Annotated in this window: 24 protein-coding genes; 13 read left to right on the top strand and 11 right to left on the bottom strand. The window is 71.6% G+C overall.

Annotated features, from left to right (window positions below; translation table 11 throughout):
• Positions 1 to 30 precede the first annotated feature (30 nt).
• From QWY29_RS06420 to QWY29_RS06390, 7 genes are all read left to right on the top strand, one after another.
• Positions 31 to 1,686, top strand: coding sequence for an acyl-CoA carboxylase subunit beta (locus QWY29_RS06420; RefSeq protein WP_300960386.1), 1,656 nt, complete (start codon positions 31 to 33; stop codon positions 1,684 to 1,686).
• A gap of 88 nt (positions 1,687 to 1,774) precedes the next feature.
• On the top strand, positions 1,775 to 3,718 hold the full coding sequence (locus tag QWY29_RS06415) for an acetyl/propionyl/methylcrotonyl-CoA carboxylase subunit alpha (protein WP_300959867.1): 1,944 nt from the start codon (positions 1,775 to 1,777) through the stop codon (positions 3,716 to 3,718).
• Complete coding sequence (locus QWY29_RS06410) at positions 3,715 to 4,890, top strand: acyl-CoA dehydrogenase family protein (protein ID WP_439117395.1); 1,176 nt, start codon at positions 3,715 to 3,717, stop codon at positions 4,888 to 4,890. The genes QWY29_RS06415 and QWY29_RS06410 overlap by 4 nt, the downstream gene beginning before the upstream one ends.
• Before the next feature lie 122 nt (positions 4,891 to 5,012).
• On the top strand, positions 5,013 to 5,603 hold the full coding sequence (locus tag QWY29_RS06405; RefSeq protein ID WP_300959866.1) for a hypothetical protein: 591 nt from the start codon (positions 5,013 to 5,015) through the stop codon (positions 5,601 to 5,603).
• A complete protein-coding gene (locus QWY29_RS06400; RefSeq protein ID WP_300959865.1) occupies positions 5,600 to 5,908 on the top strand; it encodes a hypothetical protein in 309 nt (102 codons plus the stop codon). Before QWY29_RS06405 ends, QWY29_RS06400 begins: the two co-directional genes overlap by 4 nt.
• The gene (locus QWY29_RS06395) at positions 5,905 to 7,677 is read left to right on the top strand and encodes an alpha/beta hydrolase (protein ID WP_300959864.1); all 1,773 of its coding nucleotides are present in this window, start codon (positions 5,905 to 5,907) and stop codon (positions 7,675 to 7,677) included. The genes QWY29_RS06400 and QWY29_RS06395 overlap by 4 nt, the downstream gene beginning before the upstream one ends.
• Before the next feature lie 3 nt (positions 7,678 to 7,680).
• Positions 7,681 to 8,184 carry a lipoprotein LppJ family protein gene (locus QWY29_RS06390; RefSeq protein WP_300959863.1) on the top strand — a complete coding sequence of 168 codons (504 nt, stop codon included), beginning with the start codon at positions 7,681 to 7,683 and terminating at the stop codon, positions 8,182 to 8,184.
• A 582-nt stretch (positions 8,185 to 8,766) separates the two neighbouring features.
• On the opposite strand, the gene QWY29_RS06385 is transcribed toward QWY29_RS06390, so the two are convergent.
• A protein-coding gene (locus QWY29_RS06385; RefSeq protein ID WP_300959862.1) for an IS3 family transposase occupies positions 8,767 to 9,959 on the bottom strand; the annotation gives its coding sequence in 2 pieces (ribosomal slippage) (positions 8,767 to 9,672 and positions 9,675 to 9,959; 1,191 coding nt in all).
• A gap of 479 nt (positions 9,960 to 10,438) precedes the next feature.
• Between QWY29_RS06385 and QWY29_RS06380 the strand changes: the two genes are divergently transcribed.
• Genes QWY29_RS06380 through QWY29_RS06360 form a run of 5 tightly spaced genes read left to right on the top strand, consistent with a single transcriptional unit; the run spans position 10,439 to position 13,841 of the window.
• Positions 10,439 to 10,735 (top strand): ArsR/SmtB family transcription factor, encoded by a 297-nt coding sequence (locus QWY29_RS06380; protein ID WP_439117394.1) that lies wholly within the window; start codon positions 10,439 to 10,441, stop codon positions 10,733 to 10,735.
• Positions 10,735 to 11,529: a cation diffusion facilitator family transporter gene (locus QWY29_RS06375; protein WP_300959861.1), complete on the top strand. Its 795-nt coding sequence runs from the start codon at positions 10,735 to 10,737 to the stop codon at positions 11,527 to 11,529. The genes QWY29_RS06380 and QWY29_RS06375 overlap by 1 nt, the downstream gene beginning before the upstream one ends.
• Positions 11,529 to 12,221 carry a cation diffusion facilitator family transporter gene (locus QWY29_RS06370; RefSeq protein ID WP_300959860.1) on the top strand — a complete coding sequence of 231 codons (693 nt, stop codon included), beginning with the start codon at positions 11,529 to 11,531 and terminating at the stop codon, positions 12,219 to 12,221. Before QWY29_RS06375 ends, QWY29_RS06370 begins: the two co-directional genes overlap by 1 nt.
• Positions 12,214 to 12,930: a methyltransferase family protein gene (locus QWY29_RS06365; RefSeq protein WP_300959859.1), complete on the top strand. Its 717-nt coding sequence runs from the start codon at positions 12,214 to 12,216 to the stop codon at positions 12,928 to 12,930. Before QWY29_RS06370 ends, QWY29_RS06365 begins: the two co-directional genes overlap by 8 nt.
• Positions 12,930 to 13,841 (top strand): cation diffusion facilitator family transporter, encoded by a 912-nt coding sequence (locus tag QWY29_RS06360; RefSeq protein ID WP_300959858.1) that lies wholly within the window; start codon positions 12,930 to 12,932, stop codon positions 13,839 to 13,841. Before QWY29_RS06365 ends, QWY29_RS06360 begins: the two co-directional genes overlap by 1 nt.
• Before the next feature lie 88 nt (positions 13,842 to 13,929).
• Here QWY29_RS06360 and QWY29_RS06355 read toward each other — a convergent pair whose 3' ends face one another.
• Positions 13,930 to 14,493 (bottom strand): DinB family protein, encoded by a 564-nt coding sequence (locus QWY29_RS06355; RefSeq protein ID WP_300959857.1) that lies wholly within the window; start codon positions 14,491 to 14,493, stop codon positions 13,930 to 13,932.
• A gap of 60 nt (positions 14,494 to 14,553) precedes the next feature.
• On the opposite strand from QWY29_RS06355, the gene QWY29_RS06350 reads away from it, so the two are divergent.
• Complete coding sequence (locus QWY29_RS06350) at positions 14,554 to 14,865, top strand: DsbA family protein (protein ID WP_300959856.1); 312 nt, start codon at positions 14,554 to 14,556, stop codon at positions 14,863 to 14,865.
• Between the two features lie 200 nt (positions 14,866 to 15,065).
• Here QWY29_RS06350 and QWY29_RS06345 read toward each other — a convergent pair whose 3' ends face one another.
• The 9 genes from QWY29_RS06345 to QWY29_RS06305 form a co-directional block, all read right to left on the bottom strand.
• A complete protein-coding gene (locus QWY29_RS06345; protein ID WP_300959855.1) occupies positions 15,066 to 15,398 on the bottom strand; it encodes a YnfA family protein in 333 nt (110 codons plus the stop codon).
• Between the two features lie 332 nt (positions 15,399 to 15,730).
• The gene (locus QWY29_RS06340) at positions 15,731 to 16,213 is read right to left on the bottom strand and encodes a MerR family transcriptional regulator (protein ID WP_300959854.1); all 483 of its coding nucleotides are present in this window, start codon (positions 16,211 to 16,213) and stop codon (positions 15,731 to 15,733) included.
• 216 nt (positions 16,214 to 16,429) lie between these two features.
• Positions 16,430 to 17,275, bottom strand: a complete 846-nt coding sequence (locus QWY29_RS06335; protein WP_300959853.1) for a F510_1955 family glycosylhydrolase — start codon at positions 17,273 to 17,275, stop codon at positions 16,430 to 16,432.
• A 159-nt stretch (positions 17,276 to 17,434) separates the two neighbouring features.
• Positions 17,435 to 18,082: a DUF305 domain-containing protein gene (locus QWY29_RS06330; RefSeq protein WP_300959852.1), complete on the bottom strand. Its 648-nt coding sequence runs from the start codon at positions 18,080 to 18,082 to the stop codon at positions 17,435 to 17,437.
• A gap of 134 nt (positions 18,083 to 18,216) precedes the next feature.
• Positions 18,217 to 18,729 carry a hypothetical protein gene (locus QWY29_RS06325; protein ID WP_300959851.1) on the bottom strand — a complete coding sequence of 171 codons (513 nt, stop codon included), beginning with the start codon at positions 18,727 to 18,729 and terminating at the stop codon, positions 18,217 to 18,219.
• 26 nt (positions 18,730 to 18,755) lie between these two features.
• A complete protein-coding gene (locus QWY29_RS06320; protein ID WP_300959850.1) occupies positions 18,756 to 21,146 on the bottom strand; it encodes a heavy metal translocating P-type ATPase in 2,391 nt (796 codons plus the stop codon).
• 2 nt (positions 21,147 to 21,148) lie between these two features.
• On the bottom strand, positions 21,149 to 22,117 hold the full coding sequence (locus tag QWY29_RS06315) for an ATP-binding cassette domain-containing protein (protein WP_300959849.1): 969 nt from the start codon (positions 22,115 to 22,117) through the stop codon (positions 21,149 to 21,151).
• Positions 22,114 to 23,256, bottom strand: coding sequence for an ABC transporter permease (locus QWY29_RS06310; RefSeq protein WP_300959848.1), 1,143 nt, complete (start codon positions 23,254 to 23,256; stop codon positions 22,114 to 22,116). Before QWY29_RS06310 ends, QWY29_RS06315 begins: the two co-directional genes overlap by 4 nt.
• A complete protein-coding gene (locus QWY29_RS06305; protein ID WP_300959847.1) occupies positions 23,253 to 24,380 on the bottom strand; it encodes an ABC transporter permease in 1,128 nt (375 codons plus the stop codon). Before QWY29_RS06305 ends, QWY29_RS06310 begins: the two co-directional genes overlap by 4 nt.
• Positions 24,381 to 24,412 lie beyond the last annotated feature (32 nt).

The raw sequence follows: 24,412 nt of genomic DNA, 5'->3' as shown, positions 1-24,412 counted from the left end.
GGGGTGGTGGGTGTGGGCAACCGCGCGGCGATGCTCGCGAAGATCGCCGAGCTCGACGCCGAGCAGGCCAAGGCGGTCGCCGGCGGCGGCGAGCGGTACGTCGAGCGCCACCACGCGCGCGGCAAGCTCACCCCGCGCGAGCGGATCGAGCTGCTCGTCGACGAGGGGTCGGCGTTCCTCGAGCTCTCGCCGCTGGCGGGCTGGGGCTCGGACTTCACTGTCGGCGCCAGCGTGGTCACCGGCATCGGGGTCGTCGAGGGCGTCGAGTGCCTCGTCATCGCCCACGACCCGACGGTCAAGGGCGGAGCGTCGAACCCCTGGACGCTGAAGAAGATCTTCCGCGCCAACCAGGTCGCCGAGGAGAACGGTCTGCCCACGATCTCCCTCGTCGAGTCCGGCGGCGCGGACCTGCCGACCCAGAAGGAGATCTTCATCCCGGGCGGTCGGCTCTTCCGCGACCTCACCCGCGCCAGCGCCCGCAAGGAGCCGACGATCGCGCTGGTCTTCGGCAACTCCACCGCCGGCGGCGCCTACGTGCCGGGCATGTCGGACTACACCGTGATGGTCCGCGAGCAGGCCAAGGTCTTCCTCGGCGGCCCGCCGCTGGTGAAGATGGCCACCGGCGAGGAGTCCGACGACGAGTCGCTGGGCGGCGCCGAGATGCACGCCCGCACCTCCGGCCTGGCCGACTACCTCGCCGAGGACGAGCGCGACGCCATCCGCATCGGGCGGCGCATCGTCGCCCGGCTCAACTGGCGCAAGGCGTCCGCGCCGGCGGGTTTCGCGACAGGCGCTGCGCGCCTTCCTCAACCAGCCGGAAAAGCTGGCTCCCGGCTGGTTGAGGAGGTTCCGCTAGGAACCGTCTCGAAACCCGCCGGCGGGGCCGGGTACGTCGAGCCGGACGCCGACCCCGACGGCCTGCTGGACCTGGTCCCCGCCGACCTCAAGGAGCCCTTCGACCCGCGCGAGGTCATCGCCCGGGTCGTCGACGGCGTGAGCGCGACCAACGGCGTGGCCTTCGACGAGTTCAAGCCGCTCTACGGCACCTCGCTGGTCACCGGCTGGGCGCGGATCCACGGCCGCCCGGTCGGCATCCTGGCCAACGCCCAGGGCGTGCTGTTCTCCGAGGAGGCGCAGAAGGCGACGCAGTTCGTCCAGCTCGCCAACCAGACCGACACGCCGCTGCTCTTCCTGCACAACACGACCGGCTACATGGTCGGCCAGGAGTACGAGCAGGGCGGGATCATCAAGCACGGCGCGATGATGATCAACGCGATCTCCAACTCCACCGTGCCGCACCTGACGGTGGTGATGGGCGCGTCGTACGGCGCCGGCAACTACGGCATGAACGGCCGCGCCTTCGACCCCCGCTTCCTCTTCACCTGGCCGTCGGCGAAGTCCGCGGTCATGGGACCCGCCCAGCTCGCCGGCGTGATGAGCATCGTCGCCCGGGCCGCCGCCGAGGCGAAGGGCAAGGACTACGACGAGGCCGGCGACGCCGCGATGCGGGAGTTCGTCGAGGCCTCCATCGAGGAGCAGAGCCTGCCGTTCTTCCTGTCCGGGATGGTCTACGACGACGGGGTCATCGACCCCCGCGACACCCGCACCGTGCTCGGCATCTGCCTGTCCGTCATCGAGAACAAGCCGATCGTCGGCACCGACCGATTCGGGGTGTTCCGCCCATGACCTCTCACCCCACGACGTTCTTCGCTCCCCCGCTTCGCTCCTCCGCGAACAACGCCGCGGGGACCCCGAGGCCTCGGAGGACCCAGCCATGATCAAGAAGCTGCTCGTCGCCAACCGGGCCGAGATCGCGAGCCGGGTCTTCCGGACCTGCCGCGACCTCGGCATCGGGACCGTCGCGGTCCACTCCGACCCCGACGCCGACCTGCCCTACGTCCGCGAGGCCGACCTCGCGGTGCGTCTCCCCGGGGCCACCCCGGCCGAGACCTACCTGCGGGTCGACCTGCTCCTCGACGCCGCCCGCCGGGCCGGCGCGGACGCGGTCCACCCCGGCTACGGCTTCCTGTCGGAGAACGCCGACTTCGCCCGCGCCGTCATCGACGCCGGCCTGGTCTGGGTCGGCCCGAGCCCGGAGTCGATCGAGGCGATGGGCTCCAAGATCGGCGCCAAGGCGATCATGCGCGAGGCCGGCGTCCCCGTCCTCGAGGCGCCCGACCAGCCCACCGAGGCCGACCTGCCGCTGCTGGTCAAGGCCTCCGCGGGCGGCGGCGGCCGCGGCATGCGCGTGGTCCGCACGCTCGCCGACCTGGAGACCGAGGTCGCCCGGGCGGCGGAGGAGGCGGCGTCGGCGTTCGGCGACGGCACCGTCTTCGTCGAGCCGTACGTCGAGCGCGGCCGCCACGTCGAGGTCCAGCTGGTCGACGCGGTGGTCTTCGGCGACCGCGACTGCTCGGTCCAGCGCCGCCACCAGAAGGTCGTCGAGGAGTCGCCCGCCCCCGGTCTCTCCGACGAGGTCCGCGCCGCCATGCACGAGGCGGCCCGCAGGGCCGCCGAGGCGATCGACTACCGCGGCGCCGGCACGGTGGAGTTCCTCTACGACCCGGCCACCGAGCGGTTCTGGTTCCTGGAGATGAACACCCGCCTCCAGGTCGAGCACCCCGTCACCGAGCTGGTGCACGGGGTCGACCTGGTCGCGCTGCAGCTGCGCTCGGCGGAGCGCGACTCCCGGCTGGTTGAGGAAGGCGCGCTGGCGCCTGTCTCGAAACCCGCCGTGACAGCAGCGGAGGGCCACGCGATCGAGGTCCGCCTCTACGCCGAGGACCCGGCGGCGGACTACCAGCCGCAGAGCGGCGTGCTGACGACCTTCGAGGTGCCGGCCGCCCCGGGCATCCGCGTCGACGCGGGCTTCGAGTCCGGCTCGGAGGTCTCCACCCACTACGACGCGATGCTCGCCAAGGTCGTCGCCCACGCGCCGACCCGTGAGGAGGCCGCGCGTCGGCTCGCCGGGGTGCTCTCCCGCGCCCGCATCCACGGCCTGGTCACCAACCGCGACCTCCTGGTCGAGGTGCTCCGCTCGCCGGCGTTCCTCGCCGGGGACGTCAGCACCGCCCTCCTGGTTGATCGAACGTTCGACCAACGATCCGACGCGGCCCCGGACCCCGGCGCGCACGTCGCCGCAGCCCTGGCGTTGGCCGAGCGGGCCGGTGCCGCGCGCACCGTCCAGCGCGGCATCCCGGTCGCCTGGCGCAACGTGGTCAGCCAGCCGCAGCGCACCGAGCTGGCCGACCGCGCCGGCGAGGTCACCACGGTCGAGTGGCTGGGCACGCGCGACGGGTACGTCGTCGACGGGATCGCCGTCGTCGCCGCGACCCCCGACCGCGTGGTGCTCGAGCGCGACGGCGTGCGCACGGCGTACGACGTCGTGGTCGGCGGACCGCTCGGCGCCGAGGCCGTCGACGTCGACTCGCCGCGCGGCCACGTGCGGCTCACCCGGGTGCCGCGGTTCGTCGACCCCGCCGACCAGGTCGCGAGCGGCAGCCTGCTCGCGCCGATGCCCGGCACCGTCGTCCGCGTCGCGGTCGAGCAGGGCCAGCCGGTCGAGGCCGGTCAGCCGGTCCTCGTCCTGGAGGCCATGAAGATGCAGCACACCGTGGCGGCGCCGACCGCCGGCACGGTCACCGAGCTCCCGGTCACCACCGGGCAGCAGGTCGCAGCCGGCGAGGTGCTCGCCGTCGTCGAGGAGGAGCAGTCATGACCGAGACCCTGCACGCGTTCGCCGAGCCCGAGGAGCGCCAGGAGCTGCGCAAGGCGGTCTTCGCGCTGGCCTCGAAGTACGGCCACGAGTACGTCGCCGAGAAGGCCCGCACTGGCGGCAAGACCACCGAGCTGTGGCAGGACATGGGCGCCCACGGCTTCCTCGGCGTCAACATCGCCGAGGAGCACGGTGGCGGGGGCGGCGGCATGGGCGACCTCTCGGCGGTGCTCGAGGAGGCCGCGGCCGCCGGCGCGCCGATGCTGATGATGGTCGTCTCGCAGGCGATCTGCGGCTCGGTCATCGGCCGGTTCGGCACCGAGGAGCAGAAGGCTCGGTGGCTGCCGGCCATCGCGTCGGGGGAGTACACGATGGCGTTCGCCATCACCGAGGCCGACGCCGGCTCGAACTCCCACAACATCACCACCACCGCCACGAGGGACGGCGACGGCTGGGTGCTCAAGGGCCAGAAGACCTGGATCTCCGGCGTCGACGAGGCCCAGGGCATCCTCGTGGTCAGCCGCGCCGCGGACGCCAGGACGGGCAAGCTCAAGCCCTGCCTGTTCGTCGTCCCGACCGACGCGCCGGGGCTGGAGAAGCAGCCGCTGGAGATGACCTTCGACGCCCCCGAGAAGCAGTGGACGCTGTTCTTCGACGACGTCCGGCTCCCCGCCGACGCGCTCGTCGGCGACGAGGACGCCGGCCTGCTGCAGCTCTTCGCCGGGCTCAACCCCGAGCGGATCATGGGCGCGGCGTACTCCAACGGCATGTCGCGCTTCGCGCTCGCCAAGGCCGTCGAGTACGCCAAGACCCGCAAGGTCTGGAAGGACCAGCCCATCGGCGCCCACCAGGGCATCGCCCACCCGCTGGCGAAGGTCAAGATCGAGCTCGAGCAGTCCCGCCTGCTGCAGCAGAAGGCCGCCGCGCTCTACGACGCCGGCGACGACATGGGTGCGGGGGAGTACGCCAACATGGCCAAGTACGCCGCCGGCGAGGTCGCCTGCAACGCCACCGACATCGCCGTCCACACCCACGGCGGCTCCGGCCTGACCCGCGAGCTTGGCCTGGCCAACATGCTGGTCGCCGCCCGCCTCGGCCGGATCGCCCCCGTCAGCCGGGAGATGATCCTCAACTTCGTCGCCATGCACTCCCTGGGCCTGCCCAAGTCCTACTGAGACACCCAGCGCCCCGGCTGGTTGAGGAAGGCGCCCTGGCGCCTGTCTCGAAACCTGCCGGGGGCGAGGGCGGTGTGGGCGAGGGCGGTGTGGGCGGGTGCCCGGCGGGGTATGCCCGGACCATGGTCAGCGCGAGCACCCCACCCTTCGTCACCGGCGCGGAGGCGGCCGAGCAGGTCGGGGCCGACCCGTTCTGGTCCGTCGTCCGCCGCCGGCACCCCGACCTCGACGTGGTGGTCCTGCCGGCCGGCGACGCCGTCGGACCGGACCCGGCCGAGGTCGAGGCGCTCGCGGAGCTGACGGCCGAGGAGCGGGTCGAGGAGGCCCACCGGTCCGAGGACGAGACGGTCGCGCGCTGGACCGACCTGGTCGGCGCCGAGCCGTCCGAGGTGGTCACGCGGTGGTCCTCCGGCCGCGCGGCCGGGACGGCCCGCGTCGAGACCACGGTGCGGCTCGACGACGCCGACCCGACCGCCTCGGTCGCCGCCGTCGCGCGCGCCGTCGAGACGCTGACGGCCGAGGGCTGGCACGTCCTCGCCCCCGCCGACGGGCTGCCCCGCGTGCTCGCCGGCCGCGGCACGGGCCTGGTGCGCGAGGAGCTCCAGCTGGTGCTGGCCCCGGCCGTGGGCCGCCTGGTGCTGCGCTCGCGGTCCGCCGACGTCCGCCCCGCCGCGCCCGCCGATGACGAGCAGCCCGAGGACGGGCAGGCATGAGCACCTTCGGCGCGGAGTACTCCGAGCTCTCCCTCGGCAGCACCAACTGGCAGGCGCTCGCGGAGCTGATGACCTCGACCTCGCGGGAGCTCGACCGCCAGTCCGTCGCCGCGCTCGCGCCGGGCGTGCAGTCCGCGGCGCAGGCCTTCCTCACCGCGTGGTCGGGGTACGCCGCCGAGAGCTCCACCCTCGCCACCGGCTTCGCCGACGCGCTCGACGCCCGGGTCACCGACTACAGCGGCACCGACCAGGGCGCCGACGAGCGGTTCACCGACCTCGACGGACGGCTGGGGCCGGCCCGATGACCGTCACGATCGACGTCCCGCCCTCCCAGCCGGCCCAGGTGGTCAAGCCCGAGGGCGACCCGGCAGGGGCCGACACGCTGGCCGAGGGGCTCTACACCGCGTCCGGCCGCTACGAGGAGTTCTCCGACGAGACCGCCCGCATCCAGTGGATCGGGGGCTGGTTCGGCGACGCCGCCGACGCCTACCGCGAGGCGACCGCGGAGGCCGGCGGCGAGCACGCCGCGATGGCGGCCACGGTGCAGCGCGTGGGGCGGGCGGTGACGGCGTACGCCGACACCCTCCGCGACCTCCTGCGCACCTACGAGGAGCAGGTCGACCGCAAGGAGGCCCTCGACGGGCGACGGACGACGCTCATCGCCGACATCAACGCCACCACCGAGGCGACGCCCGAGGTGGTCGCGGCGCTGCGGGAGCGGGCGACCGAGCTGCGGACCGACTACGCCGAGCTGGTCACCGACCACGACGACCTCCAGCGCCGGGTGCGCGAGGCCGAGACGCTGCTGCGGCAGGCCTTCGAGGCCGGCACCTCGCTCGACGAGGCGCTCGCGGACGACGGCGGCATCCCGCAGTCCGCCCAGGACGCGATGGCCCGGCCCGGCGCGCCCGGCTCCGGGGCGACCCCGGAGCAGGTGCGCGAGTGGTGGGAGGGGCTGAGCGAGGCCGAGCGCGAGGCGGTCGTCACGGCGTACCCCGAGCGCGTCGGCGCCGCCGACGGCCTGCCCGCCTCCGTCCGCGACGACGCCAACCGGGTCGTGCTCGACGACGACCTGGCCACGCTGGGGTCGAAGTCGGAGGACGGCACGATCTCCGAGACCGAGGAGCGGGTGCTGGCCAACGCCGAGCAGGCGCGGCAGGCGCTGGAGGACGCCGACACCTTCGAGGACCCGATCACCGGCGAGCGGCCCGGAGGGCTGCTGCACCTCTACGACCCCGGCGCGTTCGACGGCGACGGCCGGGTCGCGATCGGGGTCGGTGACCTCGACACGGCCGACGACGTCGCGGTCTTCACCCCCGGCATCACCACCACGATGGGCGACACCACGGGCTACACCGGCCAGATGATCAACCTCTACGAGGCGACCCGCTACAACGGCGACGGCTCGAGCGTGGCGACGCTGTTCTGGCTCGGGTACGACGCGCCCGACGCGTTCTACGACCCCGCCACGGCCACCGAGGGCCGGGCCGAGGACGGCGGGCGTCGGCTCGCGGACATGGTGGACGGCCTGCGGGCCTCCCGCTCCGACGACCCTGCGCACCTGACCGCGATCGGGCACAGCTACGGCTCGACCACGACGTCGTACGCCGCCGGCGACTTCGACCTCGCGGCCGACGACGTCGTGCTGATCGGCAGCCCGGGCGCCGGACCGGCCGACCACGCGAGCGACTTCAGCGTCGGCGAGGACAACGTCTACGTCGGCCGCGACAGCCGCGACATCGTGGCGGTGCTCGGCGACGAGGGCTGGGTCGGCAAGGGCCCGATCGGCCTGGGGACCGACCCGTCCTCCGACGACTTCGGCGCGACCCGGTTCGAGGCCGAGGACGTCGACCGGGCCGCCATCCGCAACTGGGGCGACGGCCACGGCTCCTACCTGCAGCACGACAGCGAGTCGCTCTACAACATCGGGCTCGTGGTCGACGGGCACGGGGACCAGGTGAACGTCGCTGAGCACAGCTACGACCCCTGGTACGACTTCGCCCGCGACCCCGAGTGGGACCGCGACCCGACCAGCGGCGTCGAGGGCGAGTCCCGCACGAGGGACCGGGGCTGAGGCGTGCGCGCGAGACTGGTGGCCCTGACCCTGGCTGTGCTGATGGGAGCGACGATGACCGGCTGCGGCGAGCCGAAGGTGAGCCCCGAGGAGGGCGCCGAGGCCACGGAGGCCGCCCGCGCGGAGGTCGAGGACGCGCTGCGCTCGCTCGCCGACGTCGCCTCCGGCGTCGGCCTCGACCTGCGCCCGCTCAGCGGTCGCTGGTCGGTCTGCAGCGCCGAGCCCCCGTCGCTGGAGTACACCGCCGGCGGGTCGGCGAAGCCCGACAGCACCACCGCCGAGGCGATCGCCGCGCTCACCGAGGCCCTCGAGGCCGACGGCTGGGCGGTCGAGAACGCCGGCACGACGCCCCGCCCGTACGCCGTCCTCGTCCGCGACGACCTGCGCGCCAGCCTGGGCGAGTCACGCCGCCACCCCGGCGAGGTGGACGCCGGGGTCGGCAGCCCGTGCGTGGACACCACCAACGAGCAGGACGACCTGCTCGGCGAGACCTTCGAGATCGACTGACCCCGCGCCCGCGCCCGCTGGTTGAGCCGTGAGGCGCCCCGGCGCCGAACGTGTCGAAACCCGGTGACGGGCGCAGGGCCGCAACCACGGTCACTGGGTTTCGAGACAGGCGCTAGCGCGCCTTCCTCAACCAGCGGTGCGGCGCTGGCGCGCCTTCCTCAACCAGCGGTGCGGCGCTGGCGCGCCTTCCCCAACCAGCGGTGCGGCGCTGGCGCGCCTTCCTCGACCAGCGGCCAGGGCCAGCCGGGGTCGGCGGTCGCCTCAGAGGGTCGACGGCACGCCGGCGAGGAGCTGGCGGGCCATGACGATGCGCTGGACCTGGTTGGTGCCCTCGTAGATCTGGGTGGTCTTGGAAACCACTGACACACAAGTGCCCCTACCTGCACAAACATCTGATTGACGACACACAGGCGTCACACACCCTGTGCCGCCGTGTGCCACATCACACCGATCCATGCCGTGCGCGACTGCCGAAGATCCGTCAACACGGACCGGTCTCCGGCATGGATACGACGAACGGCTACGCGCCGACCGAGAAGATGCTCGACCCGGGACTGCTGCACGGACGGGTGACAGTTTCGGTTAGGCGACCTGGGTCGCGGCTGGGTTCATGATCAGTTCGTATTCGACCGGGGTCAACCGTCCGAGTGAGGCCTGCCGACGGCGTCGGTGGTAGGTCTTCTCGATCCAGGTCACGATGGCGATTCGCAGCTCTTCGTGCGTCGCCCACGCTCGTCGGTTGAGGACGTTCTTCTGCAGCAGCGCGAAGAACGACTCCATTGCTGCGTTGTCGCCTGCGGCCCCGACTCGGCCCATGGATCCGACCATCGAGTGGCGGTTGATCGCGTGGACAAACTTCCTGCTTCGAAACTGGGACCCGCGATCGGTGTGCACCACACAGCCGGCCACATCGCCACGGCGAGCAGCGGCGTTGTTCAGCGCTGCCACCGCCAGCGACGACTTCATCCGTGAGTCGATGGAGTAGCCGACGATTCGGTTGGAGTAGGCGTCCTTGATCGCGCAGACGTAGAGCTTGCCTTCGCCGGTCCAGTGTTCGGTGATGTTGCTGAGCCAGAGCTCGTTCGGGCGGTCGGACTTGAACTCGTGCCGGGTCACGCCGCGTCTGTCGGTGATGGCGCACAGGTTGTCGTGGACCGGGGGTCCTGGCTTCTTGCCGTTGCCGCCGCGCTTCTTGCCGTGTGAGGACCACCAGCCCAGGTCCGAGCAGATCCTCCAGGCCGTTCGCTCGGCCATCGGCTCGCCGGCTTCGAGGGCTTCGTCGACCAGAAACCGGTAGCCGAACTCTGGGTCGTCGCGGTGAGCGTCGAACAGCGCGTTGGACCGGTAAGCCGCCCTCAGCTCGGCATCGGTGATCGGGGTGGCGAGCCAGCGGTAGTAGGGCTGGCGGGCGATCTTGAGCACCCGGCACGTCACCGCGATGGGGATCCCATCGGCGGCCAGCTCGCGGACGAGCGGGTACATCATTTTCCCGGCAGGTTGGCCTGCGAGAGATAGGCGGCTGCACGGCGCAGGACCTCGTTCTCCTGCTCGAGCAATTTGATCCTCTTGTTGGCTTCGCGCAGCGCATCGGACTCAGTCGCTGGGGTCGCCCGACCTGATGGTCGTGACGAGTTCCGTTCGTCGATCGCGAGCCAGCGCTTCAGGCACGACGGCGAGATCCCGAAGTCCTTCGCGACTTGGGCCATCGAGGCATCGGAGTCCTTGTAGACCCGGATCACGTCCTCGCGGAACTCCTTGGGGAACGCCTTCGGCATGGTGCACATCCTTCCAGCGCCGACACACGTCGACGCAGATCAGATGTCACCTATCCGTGCAGCAGTCCCCGACGACGACGATCAGGGCTATCCAGCCGCTTCGGCGCATCTGACGTCGGGGTTGGGGCGAGTCAGACATGCTCACCACCTCCACCTTTCATCGTGCCCGTCTTCGCTGGTCGGCGGACGAGGCAGAGGTCCTGCCGTCGTGGGGGCATCTGTCACTCGTTCCGGGCGCACAGAGACACCGGAGAGGTACGGACGCAGCCTTGCGGGCTCCGTACCGCCTGTCGGACGCGGCCGACGCCTCCGGGACAGCTCCGGGGGCTTGCTCGTCGGACGCCGCCACCGCGCGGACGCGTCGTGAGTGCTAACATCGCCGAACCATGATGCCAACGACCGATGCTGCTACCGCTTCTGCGCCTCCCGACTCGCTCGAGCGCGCGGGCCTGGAAGCGGCCGGCTGTCTGTTCCACGGCTTGAGCGACCCGAACCGGCTCATCATCCTTCGCCACCTCGCCCTCGGCGAGCACCGCGTCGTCGACCTGATGGCGCACCTCGGGCTCGCGCAGTCGACCGTGTCCAAGCACCTCGCCTGCCTCAAGGACTGCGGCCTCGTCGACTCTCGTCCCCAGGGCCGCGCGTCGCTGTTCTCCCTGACCCACCCCGAGGCCGTGCTCGAGCTGCTCGTCGCCGCGGAACGGCTTCTCGGCCTGACTGGCGACGCCGTGACCCTGTGCCCGAACTTCGGCACCGCCACCCGCAAGGACGCCTGATGACCGCCCACGTGCACACCCCCGCCGCACTCACCGCCAACGACAAGGCGCGTCTCGGTCGTCGCGCCCAGCTCCTCGCCGGCGCGTCCGTGGCCTACAACCTCATCGAGGCGGTCATTGCGATCACGGCCGGCATCATCGCGGGGTCAGTCGCCCTGGTGGGGTTCGGCCTCGACTCGGTCGTCGAGGTCTCGTCCGGGCTCATCATCTTGTGGCAGTTCCGCCACCGGCTCCCCGAGTCCCGCGAACAGCAGGCGCTGCGCTTGATGGCGCTGTCGTTCTTCGCGCTCGCCGCCTACGTCACCTTCGAGTCGGTTCGCGCCCTTCTCGGCGACCATGACCCGGACACCTCGACGGTCGGCATCGCGCTGGCCGCGGCGTCGCTGGTCATCATGCCGTTCCTGTCCTGGGCGCAGCGCCGCACCGGGAAGGCGCTCGGCTCGAACGCGGTGGTCGCCGACTCGACGCAGACGCTGCTGTGCACGTACCTGTCCGCGGTCCTGCTGGTCGGGCTGGTCCTCAACGCGACCCTCGGCTGGTCGTGGGCCGACCCCATCGCCGGCCTCATCATCGCGGGCGTCGCCGTCAAGGAAGGCCGCGAAGCGTGGCGCGGGGAGAACTGCGGCTGCGGACCCGTCGGCCTTGGCGCAGACGCTGAGGACGCCGGCGACGGATGCTGCGCAGGCGGCACGTGCACCGACGGCTGCTGCACACCAGCCGACCAGGACGCTGAGCAGGACGCTCAGCGTGCCGTCTCGGCGCCCGAGGTGTTCGAGATCGGCAGGCGGCCCTGATGTCTCGACCCACGCACCACCTTCCCGACTCCCCGTCACTAACCGTCGCCGAGACCGAACGCCTGACTCGCCGCGGGCTGCGGCTGGCGCAGTTCACCGTCGCCTACAACGTCGTCGAGGGTGCTGTGGCCATCACCGTCGGCCTGATGGCCGGGCTCGTCTCCTTGGTCGGGTTCGGGCTGGACTCCGGCATCGAGTCGGCTGCCTCCGTGTTGGTCGGGCTTCGCTTGGCCGCCCGGCTACGGCACGGCGAAGCCGACGAGGCCAAGGAGCGACGAACCCTCAAGGCCGTCGCCGTCACGTTCTTCGTGCTGGCCGCATACGTCGTCTTCGAGGGCGTCCGGTCCCTACTCGAAGACGAGCCGCCGGAGAACTCGATGGTCGGCATCGTCCTGCTCGCCGCGTCGGTGGTGGTGATGCCGCTGCTCGCGCGTGCCAAGCGCCGCGTCGGCGAACAGCTAGGCGGAGACCCGCTCATCCTCGCCGACGCCGCCGAGACCCGCATCTGCGTCCTGCTGAGCATCTCCACGCTGGTCGGGCTGGGCCTGTACGCCCTCACCGGCGCCGCGTGGCTCGACCCCGTCGCCGGGTTCGTCATCGCCGCGTTCGCCGTCCACGAGGGCCGCGAAGCGTGGGGGGGCGAACTCGTCGAGGACGACGACGATGACGAACAGGATGAGGACGATGACTGAGCTGGGCAACGACGCGGTCGCCGTGGCCGCCCTGACCATCTACGCGGTCTACCTGGGCGTCGGGTTCGGACTACGCACCTGGGTGCAGTGGCGCCGTACCGGCGACACCGGCTGGCGAGGCATCTCCGGCCGGTTCGGGTCTCCCGAGTGGTGGGCAGGAGTCCTGTTCACCGTCGCGCTCGTAGCCGGCGTCCTCGGCCCCATAGCCGCCCTGCTCGGACTCGACCCGGTCGCAGCCCTCGACGCAGCACCTGTCCAGCTGCTCGGCGTCGCGGCGGCTGTCGCGGGCATCGCGGCAACGTTCGCCACCCAGCTCGCGATGGGCACCAGCTGGCGCATCGGCGTCGACGAGAGCGAACGCACCGACCTCGTCACCACCGGCCCTTTTGCGCTGGGGCGCAACCCCATCTTCACCGCCATGGCCACCACCGGCCTCGGCCTCGCGCTCATGGTGCCCAACCTGGTGGCGCTGCTCGGCTTCATCCTGCTGCTCGTCGCGCTGCAGCTGCAGGTCCGAGTCGTCGAAGAGCCCTACCTCGTACGCACCCACGGCCAGTCCTACGCCGCGTACGCGGCCACCGTCGGCCGGTTCGTCCCCGGCCTGGGACGCCTGACGCCCGAACCCTCCAACCACCCCGCCACCAACCCCGCCACCAACCCTGCCGACGGCTCGACCGACCGGCCCGCAACCACCGAGAGAGTCGCCTGATGGGCGCCGGACACAGCCACGGACCCGCAGCCGGGCACGCCGGTGGACGGCACCGCTGGCGTCTCGCCGTCTCCTTCGGCCTCATCGCCGTGTTCTTCGTGGTCGAGCTCACCTACGGCCTGATCTCCGGGTCCTTGGCGCTGGTCTCGGATGCCGGCCACATGGCCGCCGACGTCGTCGCCCTCGGCGCAGCGCTCGTCGCCACCCGCATCGCCACTCGCCGCGACACCACCGGGCGCCGCACCTACGGCTCGTACCGCGCCGAGGTGTTCGCCTCCGGCCTGGCCGTCCTGCTCATGCTGGGTGTGGCCGTGTACGTCGTCATCGAGGCGTTCGGCCGCATCGGCGAGGAGGTCACGGTCGAGACCGGTCCCATGCTCGTCGTCGGTGCGCTCGGCCTGGTCATCAACGTCATCGCGATGGTCCTGCTGCGCGGCGGCGCCGCCGAAAGCCTCAACGTCAAGGGCGCCTACCTCGAGGTCGTCGCCGACACCGCCGGGTCCGTCGGCGTCATCGCCGCCGGGCTCCTCGTCGCCGCCACCGACAACTCGTACTGGGACACGCTGGTGGCGCTCGCCATTGGCACGTTCGTTGCCGTCCGGGCGGTCATGCTCGGTCGCGAGGTCCTCGCCGTCCTCGGCCAGCACGTCCCCGCTGGCATGGAGATGGACGACATCACCGCCGACCTCGAGGCCATCGACGGCGTCGACGACGTCCACGACCTGCACGTGTGGACCCTGACCTCCGGCATGCACGTCGCCACCGCCCACCTCGTCGCCCGCGACACCACCACCGCCGCAGGTGTGCTCACCGAAGCACGACGGGTGCTGCGCACCGACCACGGCATCGAGCACGCCACCTTGCAGGTCGAAGCCTCCGCCGACCGCGGCTGCCACGAGCTCGACTGGTAGCAACGCCGTCAGGACCCCTCTGTCAACCTCGGTCCAGGAACGTACGACTCGCGCCCGGCCCTCACCCGACGGTGAGTGCCGCACGGGGCTACTCGAGGGTGAGCTGGGCCCGGTGGAAGTCGTAGTGCCGGGTCGGGTAGCGATACACCTGCTCGAGCGTCATCGCGTCGCCGAAGAACGGGTCCCAGCCGACTGGGAAGTGCATCCGGAGCCTCAGCGCGTCGTCGGACTCCGCATCCAGGCGGCGATGGAGCCGGTCGATGGTGTGGTCGAGCTGCCGCGTCAGCCGGGAGCCGTGGAAGACGAGTGCGCCACCCACGGAGCCGACGTAGTTGAAGTAGTGGAACGGTCGAGTGCCGGCGTTCAACGCGGCGGCGAAGGCGCGGCTGAACGGCTCGGGAAGTCGTCCGAACAGACGGACCAGGGGCAGGAGGCGGCGCACGAGCAGGTAGCCGAACGCCATGTGCCACAGCATCTGACCGTTGGTCCACCGTGTCCCGTTCGTGCGGCGGCGAAGATCGACAGCGGTGGCCTGGGACACGAGGTGGTGCAGGTCAGCTCGCGCTCGCTCCAGTTCGGCATGAATTCTCTGCCGGTCCGGCGGCTGCCCCTGTGTGGCCACGACCCAGTCTCCCGCGCGATGGCTGCTCACGGAACCGCTGACCGTGACGGGAGGGCAGTGACTCCGCGAGCGGTCGGGCATGCTGGTGGCATGGACGTGGAGCTGCTGGTGGTGACGGAGTGCCCGCACGAAGCCTCTGCCTACGACCTGACCGTGGCTGCGCTCGCCGAGCTCGACGCCTCAGCGTCGGTGTCCGTGACCGTCATCGAGTCCGATGAGCAGGCTCAGGCGCGCGGGCTCACGGGCTCACCGACGTTCCTCATCAACGGCCGGGACCCGTTCGCACAAGCGGGCGCACCCGTGGGGCTGGCGTGCCGGATGTACCAGACTGCGTCCGGTCTGGCCGGCGTGCCAGGACTCGCCGAGCTGCGTGAGGCACTGCGCCGCTCTATGCACGCCTGAGCGCGGCTCACGCCCTCGACGCTGGGTCGCGCTTGAGGCGCAGTGCCACCCACAGCCCGCATCGACGGCAGATGTAGGCGCCGCCGTTCAGAGCGTGCAAGGCGGCCCGCGGCTTGCTTCGCCCGCAACACGAGCAGCTCAGCTGCGTCGGCTCCATACCTGCATGCTCGCACTCCCGGCTGTGGGCTCGCGACGAGCGCTCAGCCCGTCCGCGGGGCGTACATGATGACCGCCACCCCGACCAGACAAACCAGTGCGCCTGCCACGTCGTACCGGTCAGGACGGAAGCCGTCGAGGGCCACACCCCACAACAGCGAGCCGACCACGAACACGCCACCGTACGCGGCCAGGATGCGCCCGAAGTTCGCGTCCGGCTGGAGCGTGGCCACGAAGCCGTACAGACCCAGCGCGACGACGCCGGCACCGACCCACAACCAGCCCCGGTGCTCCCGTACGCCTTGCCACACCAGCCACGCCCCACCGATCTCCGCGACGGCGGCCAACGCGAACAAGAACAGCGACTTGACGAGCATGGACGTGAGTCTCCCAGTCGGTCCCATCGCGACGAGGAGCCCGTCCCCGCCGCGGTGAACCGGTGTCACCGGCCCGTGTCGCGCCCAGCTCAAGCTCGACAGGGCCAGCACCTTCCGGGAAGGCGCAGGCGACCGGCCGCGACCGGGAGCGACGCACCAGGACCCCTGCGATTCTGGCCACACCGACCACGACAGCGGACACGACGCCCGCGAACGCCAGGGTCGCGGCCGTGGCGGCGAACCCGGCGACGCCCAGGAACCCCACGACGGGGGCCGCGCAGCACACCGCGCACGCCGCAGCGGCCCGCCCACCAGGTGCCGGTCCTTGAACGTCATCGTGAGCCATCCTCGGCAGTGGCGGCCGCGCTGGCCGGGTGGATGGTGATGGCAGTGAAGGGGATGGGGCAGCAATCGGCGGAGGCCCAGGCCACCAGGTCGTCGCACCCGGCGTCGATGGCAGCAGACAGGTTGTCGCGGATGGTCTTCAAGTCGGCGATGCGGTCCTCGACCTCGATGAGCTTCTCGCGTGCCCGCTGCTGAAGCCCCGCATCCACACGCTTGCCGTGCCGGTGCCGGCCAAGCTCGAGCAGGTCGGCCACCTCGTCCAGTGTGAACCCGCGTTGCTGTGCGGCCTTGATGACGCGCAGCACCGTGACCGCCTCGGCGGGGTAGAGCCGGTGCCCTCCGGGGCTGCGGTCCGGTTCGGCCAGAAGACCCCTACGTTCGTAGTACCGCAAGGTCTCGATGTTCACCTCCGCGGCAGCAGCCACCGGCCCCCGCCGAAAGCCCGCCACTGCGCCAGCATCGCTCGTCATGACGTGGTGCCGAGCGTCGCTCCGGCGCGTTGGACCAGCCCGTCGAAGCCCTCGACGTACGCCGTCGGCACCAACACATCGACCGCCACGTGCCCGTCCACTTGGTCACTGGACACGCCGCGAGGATGCGGGGAGCGTGCGCGAGCGGCCGACGACCGCCTCCTGGGCCGGCGCCGAGGCGTGAGTCGCGCCGTTCGGGCCGGCGCATCCGGGGCATCAGTGGACCTGGAGGAGAACCTCCCAGGTCTGGCCCTCGTCGGTGGACTCGTACACGCCGCTCTCGGTGGCTGCGTGCCACCTGCCCGCTACGGCGTCAAGTGCTTCGGCGGGTCCGTCGAGCTGGCCGGCCTTCTGCCACTGCCTGGCGTCGGTGCTGGTCATGACCGTGCCGTCGGCGCCGATGCCTACCAGCGGTCCGTCGGGCTGCCAGTCGATGGCCGTGAGCGTCGGCGCCCCGGCTACTGGGCGGGGCTCCTGCCCGTCGGTGGAGCGGAGCAGCGCCCCGCGGTCGGTGGTGGCGTAGACGGTGTCCGGGACGGCGGGGTCGGCGGCGAGATCGTAGAGCGGCTGCGTGCTGAGGGTGGTCCAGTTCTTGCGGTCGGTGGTTGCGAGGAGCGACCCGCTGACGGAGTCGTAGGCGTAGATGCGGTCGCCTGCCGGCTCGATGGCGTGCAGGTCCGCGTCGCCGAGCAGCGACACCGTCTCCCACGTCTCGGCGCCGTCGGTGGACTCGATCAGCCCCAAGCTGGCCGGGAGCCGTTCACGCAGGTCGGGATGGCCGGAGCCGAGGAAGTGACCGGGCCCGACGACGGCGAAGCCCATGGTGTCCTGCCACCGGTCGGCGACCCGTTCGGGCGTCCCGTCCTCGCCGACGCGGAAGACGCCGAAGTGGGAGGCCACGTACAAGGTGCCGTCGCCTGGGTCGACGCCGAGGCCGTGCACGTGGCCCAGCGCCGTGTCCTCGGCCGCGTTCGGGGCCCCCGGCGGGGCCGGGCTGTCGCCGGTGCCGCAGCCGGTCAGGACGAGAGCGGCCGCTCCGACGGTGAGGACGGTTGCGGTCATGCGGCGTTGCAGGCGGTGGAACATGACACTCCGGGTGGGGGCTTGTGGGTCTGGGTGGGTGGATGGTCGACGCGGCTCGGCAACAACCCCGGTGGTGCAGGGCGGTCACCCGGCGTGGGGCGACCGCCCCGCCGCGGAGGAGCGCGGATGGTCGGTGGGTCAGGAGCCGAGCAGCGACTTCATCTTCTCGATCTCGGCCGTCTGCGTGTCCACCACGTCACCGGCCAGGTCGACGGCCGGCTTGTACTGACCGTTCTCCTGCTGCTCCTGGGCCATCTCGACGGCACCCTCGTGGTGCTCGACCATCATCTCGAGCCACATGTCCTGGAACCCGGCGTCGGAGGCATTCTCGAGCTCGTCGAAGTCCTCGCCCGACATCATGCCGGGCATGTCGGAGGCCAGGCCGTCCATGGAGTCACCCATCCCACCCATGTCGTGCCCGGCGTTGGAGTGGTCGCGCATCGTCGCGGGGATCTCCTCGTCCCAGTCCTGGAGCCAGTCGCTCATGGTCTCGATCTCGGGGCCCTGGGCCTCCCGGATGTCGTCGGCGAGTTGCTGCACCTCGGGGTCGAGGGTGCGGTCGACGGTCAGGTCCACCATCGAGAGGGCCTGGGCGTGGTGCTGGATCATGTCGGTCGCGAACGCGACGTCGGCGTCGTTGTGGTCGGTCTCGGACACCTGCGCGGACGTGTTGCCGGGCGCCTCGTCGTTGCCGCACGCGGTGAGCGTGAGTGCCAGGCCGAGGGTCAGGCTTCCGAGCAGCAGGGTGGGGCGGCGTACGAGCGAGGCGGGTCGGGGGTAGCGCATGAGGTGGTTCTCCTGTTCAGGGTCATCAGGGTCAGGCAGGTCGGGTGCGCACCGCTGAGGCAGCACTTGATCCAGGCGCGCGACAAGGTGCAGGCGCAGCAGGGACCGTGCTGGGTCGGCGGGCTACGTGCCTGTCAGCACCTGATGACGGAGAACTGCCACACGGGCGGTGGGCCGGTGCCGCGCACCCACTGCAGGACCCGGGCGCGTACGGCGGCGGGTGCGAACGACGCCGGCAGCAGCGGCCGCCGTACGGACACGACGAGCAGGACGAGCAGGGTGAGCGCTGCGCCGGCGAGCATGACGACGCACAACATGGCCATGGCCGCCATGTCGTGTCCCGAACTCGAGCCCCGGTCAGCCTCTGTGCGCACGGCTGTGGTCCCCGTGGCGGGTTCCGCGGCGTGGGCGTGGGCGCCATGGGAGGTACTGGCCACCATCTCCGCGGCGTGGGCAGGCGCCGTCATGCCGGTGACAGCCACTGGCGCGACGGTGGTGCCGTGACTGGCGAGGGCGTGCATGCCGAGGATGCCGACAACGAGGGCCACGACGAGCGCTGCCAGCGCAGTGGGGCCGCTGACGCGCGAGGTCACCGGCAACCGCGGCGGTCTGCGGGTGCCGACGACGGTCGTGGGCGCTGGGCTCATCGGGTTCGATGGTACTGACGGCGAGGTCAGCCGAGCCGCTGGGTGCGGAGTCGCAGCGCGTTGATGATGACGCTGACCGACGACAGGGCCATGGCGGCCGCGGCGATGACCGGGGACAGCAGCCACCCGAACACCGGGTACAGCACGCCCGCGGCGACCGGGACACCCAGCGAGTTGTACAGAAATGCGAAGCCGAGCCCGACGCGGAGGTTCTGCATGACGGCGTGGGAGAGCTGCCGGGCATGCGCGATGCCGTTGAGGTCGCCGCGCAACAGCGTCACGGCAGCGGACTCCATGGCGACGTCGGTGCCGGTGCCCATCGCCAGACCGACGTCGGCGGCGGCGAGCGCGGGGGCGTCGTTGACGCCGTCGCCGGCGAAACCGACGACGCGTCCCTCGGCGCGCAGCTTGTTGACGACGTCGGCCTTGTGGTCGGGCAGCACCTCGGCCTCGACCCGGTCGATGCCGAGGTCGGCCGCGACGGCGTCGGCGGTGACCTGGTTGTCGCCGGTGAGCATGATGACCTCGATGCCCTCCTTGCGCAGAGCTGCGAGGGCGGCCGGGGTGGTCTTCTTGACCTGGTCGGCGATGCCGATGACACCAGCCGGGGTGCCGTCGACGGCCACGAGGACCGCGGTCGCCCCGGTGCGGCGCATCCGGTCCGCGTACTCGGACAGGCTGGCCGGGTCGACGTCCTGGCTGGAGAGGAACCCGGCGGTGCCGATGAGCACCCGCCTGCCGTCGACGGTGCCGAGGACGCCCTTGCCGACGGGTGCGTCGAAGTCAGCGACCTCCGGCAGACGGCTGCTGACCTGGTCACCCGCCTCGGCCAGGTCGGTCTGGGCCTTGTCGACGATGGCGCGAGCGAGCGGGTGCTCGGAAGCATTTTCGACCGCGGCCGCGAGGCGCAGCAGCTCCGTCTCGGTGTGCCTGGTGTACCCGTCGGCCAGCTCGACGGCGGTCACGGCCGGCTTGCCCTCGGTGAGGGTGCCGGTCTTGTCGACGACGACGGTGTCGACCTTCTCCATCCGCTCGAGCGCCTCGGCGTTCTTGATGAGGACACCCATCTGCGCGCCGCGCCCCACCCCGACCATGATCGACATCGGTGTGGCCAGGCCGAGAGCACACGGGCACGCGATGATGAGCACGCTCACCGCGACCACTAGGGCGTGCGCCAGCTGCGGGTCGGGCCCGACGAGGGCCCAGACGACGAACGCGAGAACGGCGACGCCGATGACGGTCGGCACGAACACCGCCGAGACCCGGTCGACGGTGCGCTGGATGGGGGCTCGGGAGCGTTGCGCCTCGGCGACCATGTTGACGATGCGGGACAGCATCGTGTCGCGGCCCACCGCGGTGGCACGGACCAGCAGCGCTCCGGTCTGGTTGAGGGTGCCGCCGATGGCGTTGTCGCCGGCGTGCTTCGTCACGGGCATCGACTCGCCGGTGACCAGGGACTCGTCGACGGCGGAGTTCCCGTCCTCGACGAGACCGTCGACGGGAACCTTCTCGCCGGGGCGCACGCGCAGGAGGTCGCCGAGCTGGACCTGGTCGAGGGTGACCTCTTCGTCGGTGCCGTCGTCGCGGATGCGGCGGGCGGTCTTCGGGGAGAGGTCGAGGAGCGCCTTGATGGCACCCGAGGTCGCCTCGCGGGCGCGGAGCTCGAGGACCTGGCCGAGCAGTACGAGGGTGGTGATGACGGCGGCTGCCTCGAAGTACACGTCGACGGCGCCGTCGGTGCGGAAGGCGTCGGGGAAGATGCCGGGCGCGACGGTGGCGACGACGCTGAACAGCCAGGCGACGCCAGTGCCCATCGCGATGAGCGTGAACATGTTCAGGTTCCGGGTTCGCACCGATGCCCAGCCGCGGACGAAGAACGGCCAGCCGGCCCACAGCACCACCGGGGTGGCGAGGGCGAGCTGAATCCACGTCGACGCGGTCGCGGAGACGTTGTCGTGCAGCCACGGGACGAGGTCTCGGCCCATGCCGAGGATGAGGACCGGGATGGACAGGGCCACGCCGATCCAGAACCGACGGGTCATGTCGCGCAGCTCCTCGGAGGGCCCCGCGTCAGCGGTGACCATCACGGGTTCGAGGGCCATGCCGCAGATCGGGCAGGTGCCCGGCCCGTCCTGCCGGATCTCGGGGTGCATCGGGCACGTGTACTCGACCACCTCGGCACCGGATGCGGCCGGAGCCGGCTGGCTGGGTGCGCTGCCGGGGGCGCTGCTGGAGGCGTGGATGAACGCCTCCGGGTCCGCGAGGAACCGGGACCGGCAGTGCTCGGAGCAGAAGTGGTGGGTGACGCCTTCGTGCTCGACGACGTGCTCGGTCGTGGCGGGGTCGACGTCCATGCCGCACACGGGGTCCTTGACCGCACCGCTCTGAGCGGTGACGTGGTGCTGGTGGCTGCTCATGACTAGATGATACCCCCTGGGGGTATGTTCGCAACCCCCGGTCCGACGACGGCTGGGCGAGGTGGGGCGAAGTGGTCGGGGTCGTCGGCGTACTCGCGTCGGCACCCGTCGGAGCAGAACCACACGGTGCGTCCGAGCCGTTCGAGGCTGGGCCCGGTCGGCTCGACGGCCATCCCGCAGACGGGGTCGATGACCATGGCGGCGACCTCGCGGAACGCGCCGTCCTCCATCCACAGGACGCGGTCGGCGACTTCGCGCAGGCGTTCGTCGTGGCTGACGATGACGACCGAGCGGTGGTCCTCGTCGGCGAGGGTGCGCAGCAGCCGTGCGAGGTCGCGGCCGCGGGACGCGTCGAGGTTCGCAGTGGGTTCGTCGGCGAGCAGGACGGGCGGGTCGTTGGCCAGCGCGCGGGCCAGGGCGACGCGCTGCTGCTCGCCTCCTGACATCTGTGAGGGTCGGGCGGTGGCGCGGTGGGTGAGCCCGACTCGTTCGAGCAGCTCGGCGGCGCGGGCGTGGGCGGGCGCCCCGGTGAGGCCGGCGATGTTGGCGGCGACGGCGATGTTCTCGGTGGCGGTGAGCGCGTCGAGCAGGGCGTAGTCCTGGAAGATGAACCCGAAGGAGTGGGCGCGCAGAGCGGGCAGGGCTCGTTCGGCAGCGGTGGCGATGTCGATGCGCACGCTGGCCCGGTCGGTGACCAGTATCGAGCCGGTGGTGGGTCGCAGCAGTGCGCCCAGCATCAGCAGCAGCGTCGTCTTGCCGGACCCGCTGGGCCCCATCACGAGCAGGACCTCGCCGGCGCGGACGTCGAGGTCCACGGCGTCGACCGCGCGGACCTCGGTGGCCCCGGAGCCGTACGTCTTGGTGAGCCCCCGCACCCGCAGAGGCGCGATGTTCGCCGCCTCGGTGCCGGACGTCGCCGCTGGGCGGGTGGCGTCGGTCGGCGCGGGGCGATGAGTGCGGGCGGTGTTCATCGGGTCTCCCTGAACGCGATGGCGGCATCGACCGAGGCGATCCGGCGCAGCGGCCACACGGCGGCGGCCAGGCCGACGAGGAGGGCCAGGGCGGTGGTGCGAGCGGCCGCGGAAACGGTCACGACGATCTGGACGGTGGGAGCGGCGAGCGGGATGAGCCAGGCCAGGACGAGCGCTGCAGCGACGGCGACCCCCACGGCCAGGGTGATGGTCCACAAGACCTGCACGACCACGGCGCCGACGAGTCGGCGGGTGGTTGAGCCCAGCGCCTTGAGGACGGCGAAGTCCCGCATCCTCGACAACGTGGCCCCCATGAGGCCGAGCGCGATGACGGCCAACGCGATGAGCAGCCCGATAATCGACATGAGGCGAATCAGGTCGGCGCTCATGTCGGTCACGACGCGCGCCTCTGAGGCCGCGAACTCCTCGCGAGTCTGCACGGTCGCCTCCGGCAGCGCCGTCCGCAGCCCCGCGGCGACGGCCGCCGGGTCGCGGTCGTCGTCAGCGCGGACCAGGACGTGGGACGTCTGGTCGGAATGGATGCGCTCGAACTCGGCCCTGTCCACGAAGGTCGTGGTGTTGGTGATGCTGGTGCCGCCGGCGGAGAGCCCGACCACCCGCAGGGCGGTGCCCATCACGGTGACGCGACTGCCCAGGCTGACTCCCAGCTGCTCGGCCGCCTCCTCGTCGAGGACCGCCTCACCGGGGCCGGGCGTGCGGCCGTCGACGAGGCGGGCGCCTCCGCGGCCGGTGTCGGTGTCGTAGCCGATGAGGTAGGTGAGCTGTCGTCCCTGGGGTCCGGCGATGGAGCCGGACGCGAACCCGATCGGGGCGGCCCAGGCGACGCCGGGCACGGCCGCGGCCGCTGAGACGGTCTCAGGCGGGAGGGCGGATGCGCTCATGTGCATGGTGCGCACCCCCGCCTGGGAGATGAAGATGTCGGCCGGCGACGTACGGATGTAGCGGATGACCTGTTCGACCGCTCCGGCGAAGATGCCACCGAGGACCAGGACCAGCAGCAGCGACGTGGCGACACCGAGGACGGTGAGAGTGGCCCGGCGCCGTTCGACGAACAGCAGCCGGCGTCCCACCGGCACGCTGGCCGCCGGTGCGGAGGCCCGGGGCAGGTGGATGGTCATGGCTGGCTCCGGAACGCGGAGGCGGCATCCATGCGGGCGAGGCGGTGTGCGGGGAGCCAGGCGGCGAGCAGGCTCATCGCCGCGGCCGCGAGAGCGGCTTGGGTGAGCGTTGCGGGGGTGAGCTCGACGGGGAACGCGGGACGCCACCAGGCCAGGACGGTGCGGGCGAGCAGGAACAGGGCCACGGCAGCGAGGGCACCGAGGCCGGTCAGGGTGACGGTCTGGGTCACCGCGATGCGTCGGATCCGCGCGGGGGTCGCGCCGAGCGCCTTGAGGACGCCGAGGTCTCGTTGCTGCTCGACAACACGCGTGTAGGCGACCAAAGCCACGATGAGGGTGCCGGCGATGAACGCGACGCTGACCATCAGCCGGACCGGGGACCCGTAGATCTTGGTGGCCTGCGTCAGTGAGGCGTCGTGCAACTGGGCGGGGGTGCGCACGGTGTAGCCGGCCTGGCCCAGCGCCTGCGCGGTGGCGGCCGGGTCTGAGGTCGTGACGAGGACGGACCCGGTCGTGTCCGGGCTGCGCAGCATCTGGTTCATCGCGTCCGTGGTGGTGAAGACCAGGGGCGTCATGAACAGCGCCGTGTCGTCGGTGAGTCCGACGACGCGCATCGGATGTCCGAGCATGGGCAGCCGGGAGCCGAGGTCCAGGTCGTGCTGGTCAGCGAAGAGCGCATCCACGGCGACCTCGTCCACTGTTCGGGGCGCCGTCCCGCGGGTGAACGACCACGGGCCGCCGAGCGTGCTGGACGGGTCGCTGGCGACGGCCGCGACGGCTGCTTTGCCGTGGGGCAGCTCGAGGATGAGGTACAGGGTGCGCAGCGAGGCGGCCTGATCGACTCCGGTGACGCCGGCGACCGCCTCGACGGTGGGTCCGGGCAGGACCCCGGGGTCGGCGAACAGGTTGGCGGTGTCGGGCGGTACGACGACCAGGTCGGCGCCGAGGTGGTCGTCGTAGGTCGTGACCCGGTCCTGCACACCGGCCCAGAGCCCGGAGAGCAGCAGCATCAGCATCAGCGCCATCCCGATGCCGACCGCGCCGGCGGCGGTGCGCACCGGCCGGGCGGCGAGCAGCCTCCGGGTGACCGGCACCGAACCGCTGCTGCGGGTGCGGGTGCTCATCTCAGCTCACGTCCTCGCCCTGCGACTGAAGT

The sequence above is a fragment of the Nocardioides abyssi genome, from assembly GCF_030412915.1.
In the GTDB taxonomy this organism is placed as follows: domain Bacteria; phylum Actinomycetota; class Actinomycetes; order Propionibacteriales; family Nocardioidaceae; genus Nocardioides; species Nocardioides abyssi.
This window is presented reverse-complemented; position numbering and strand designations above follow the sequence as displayed.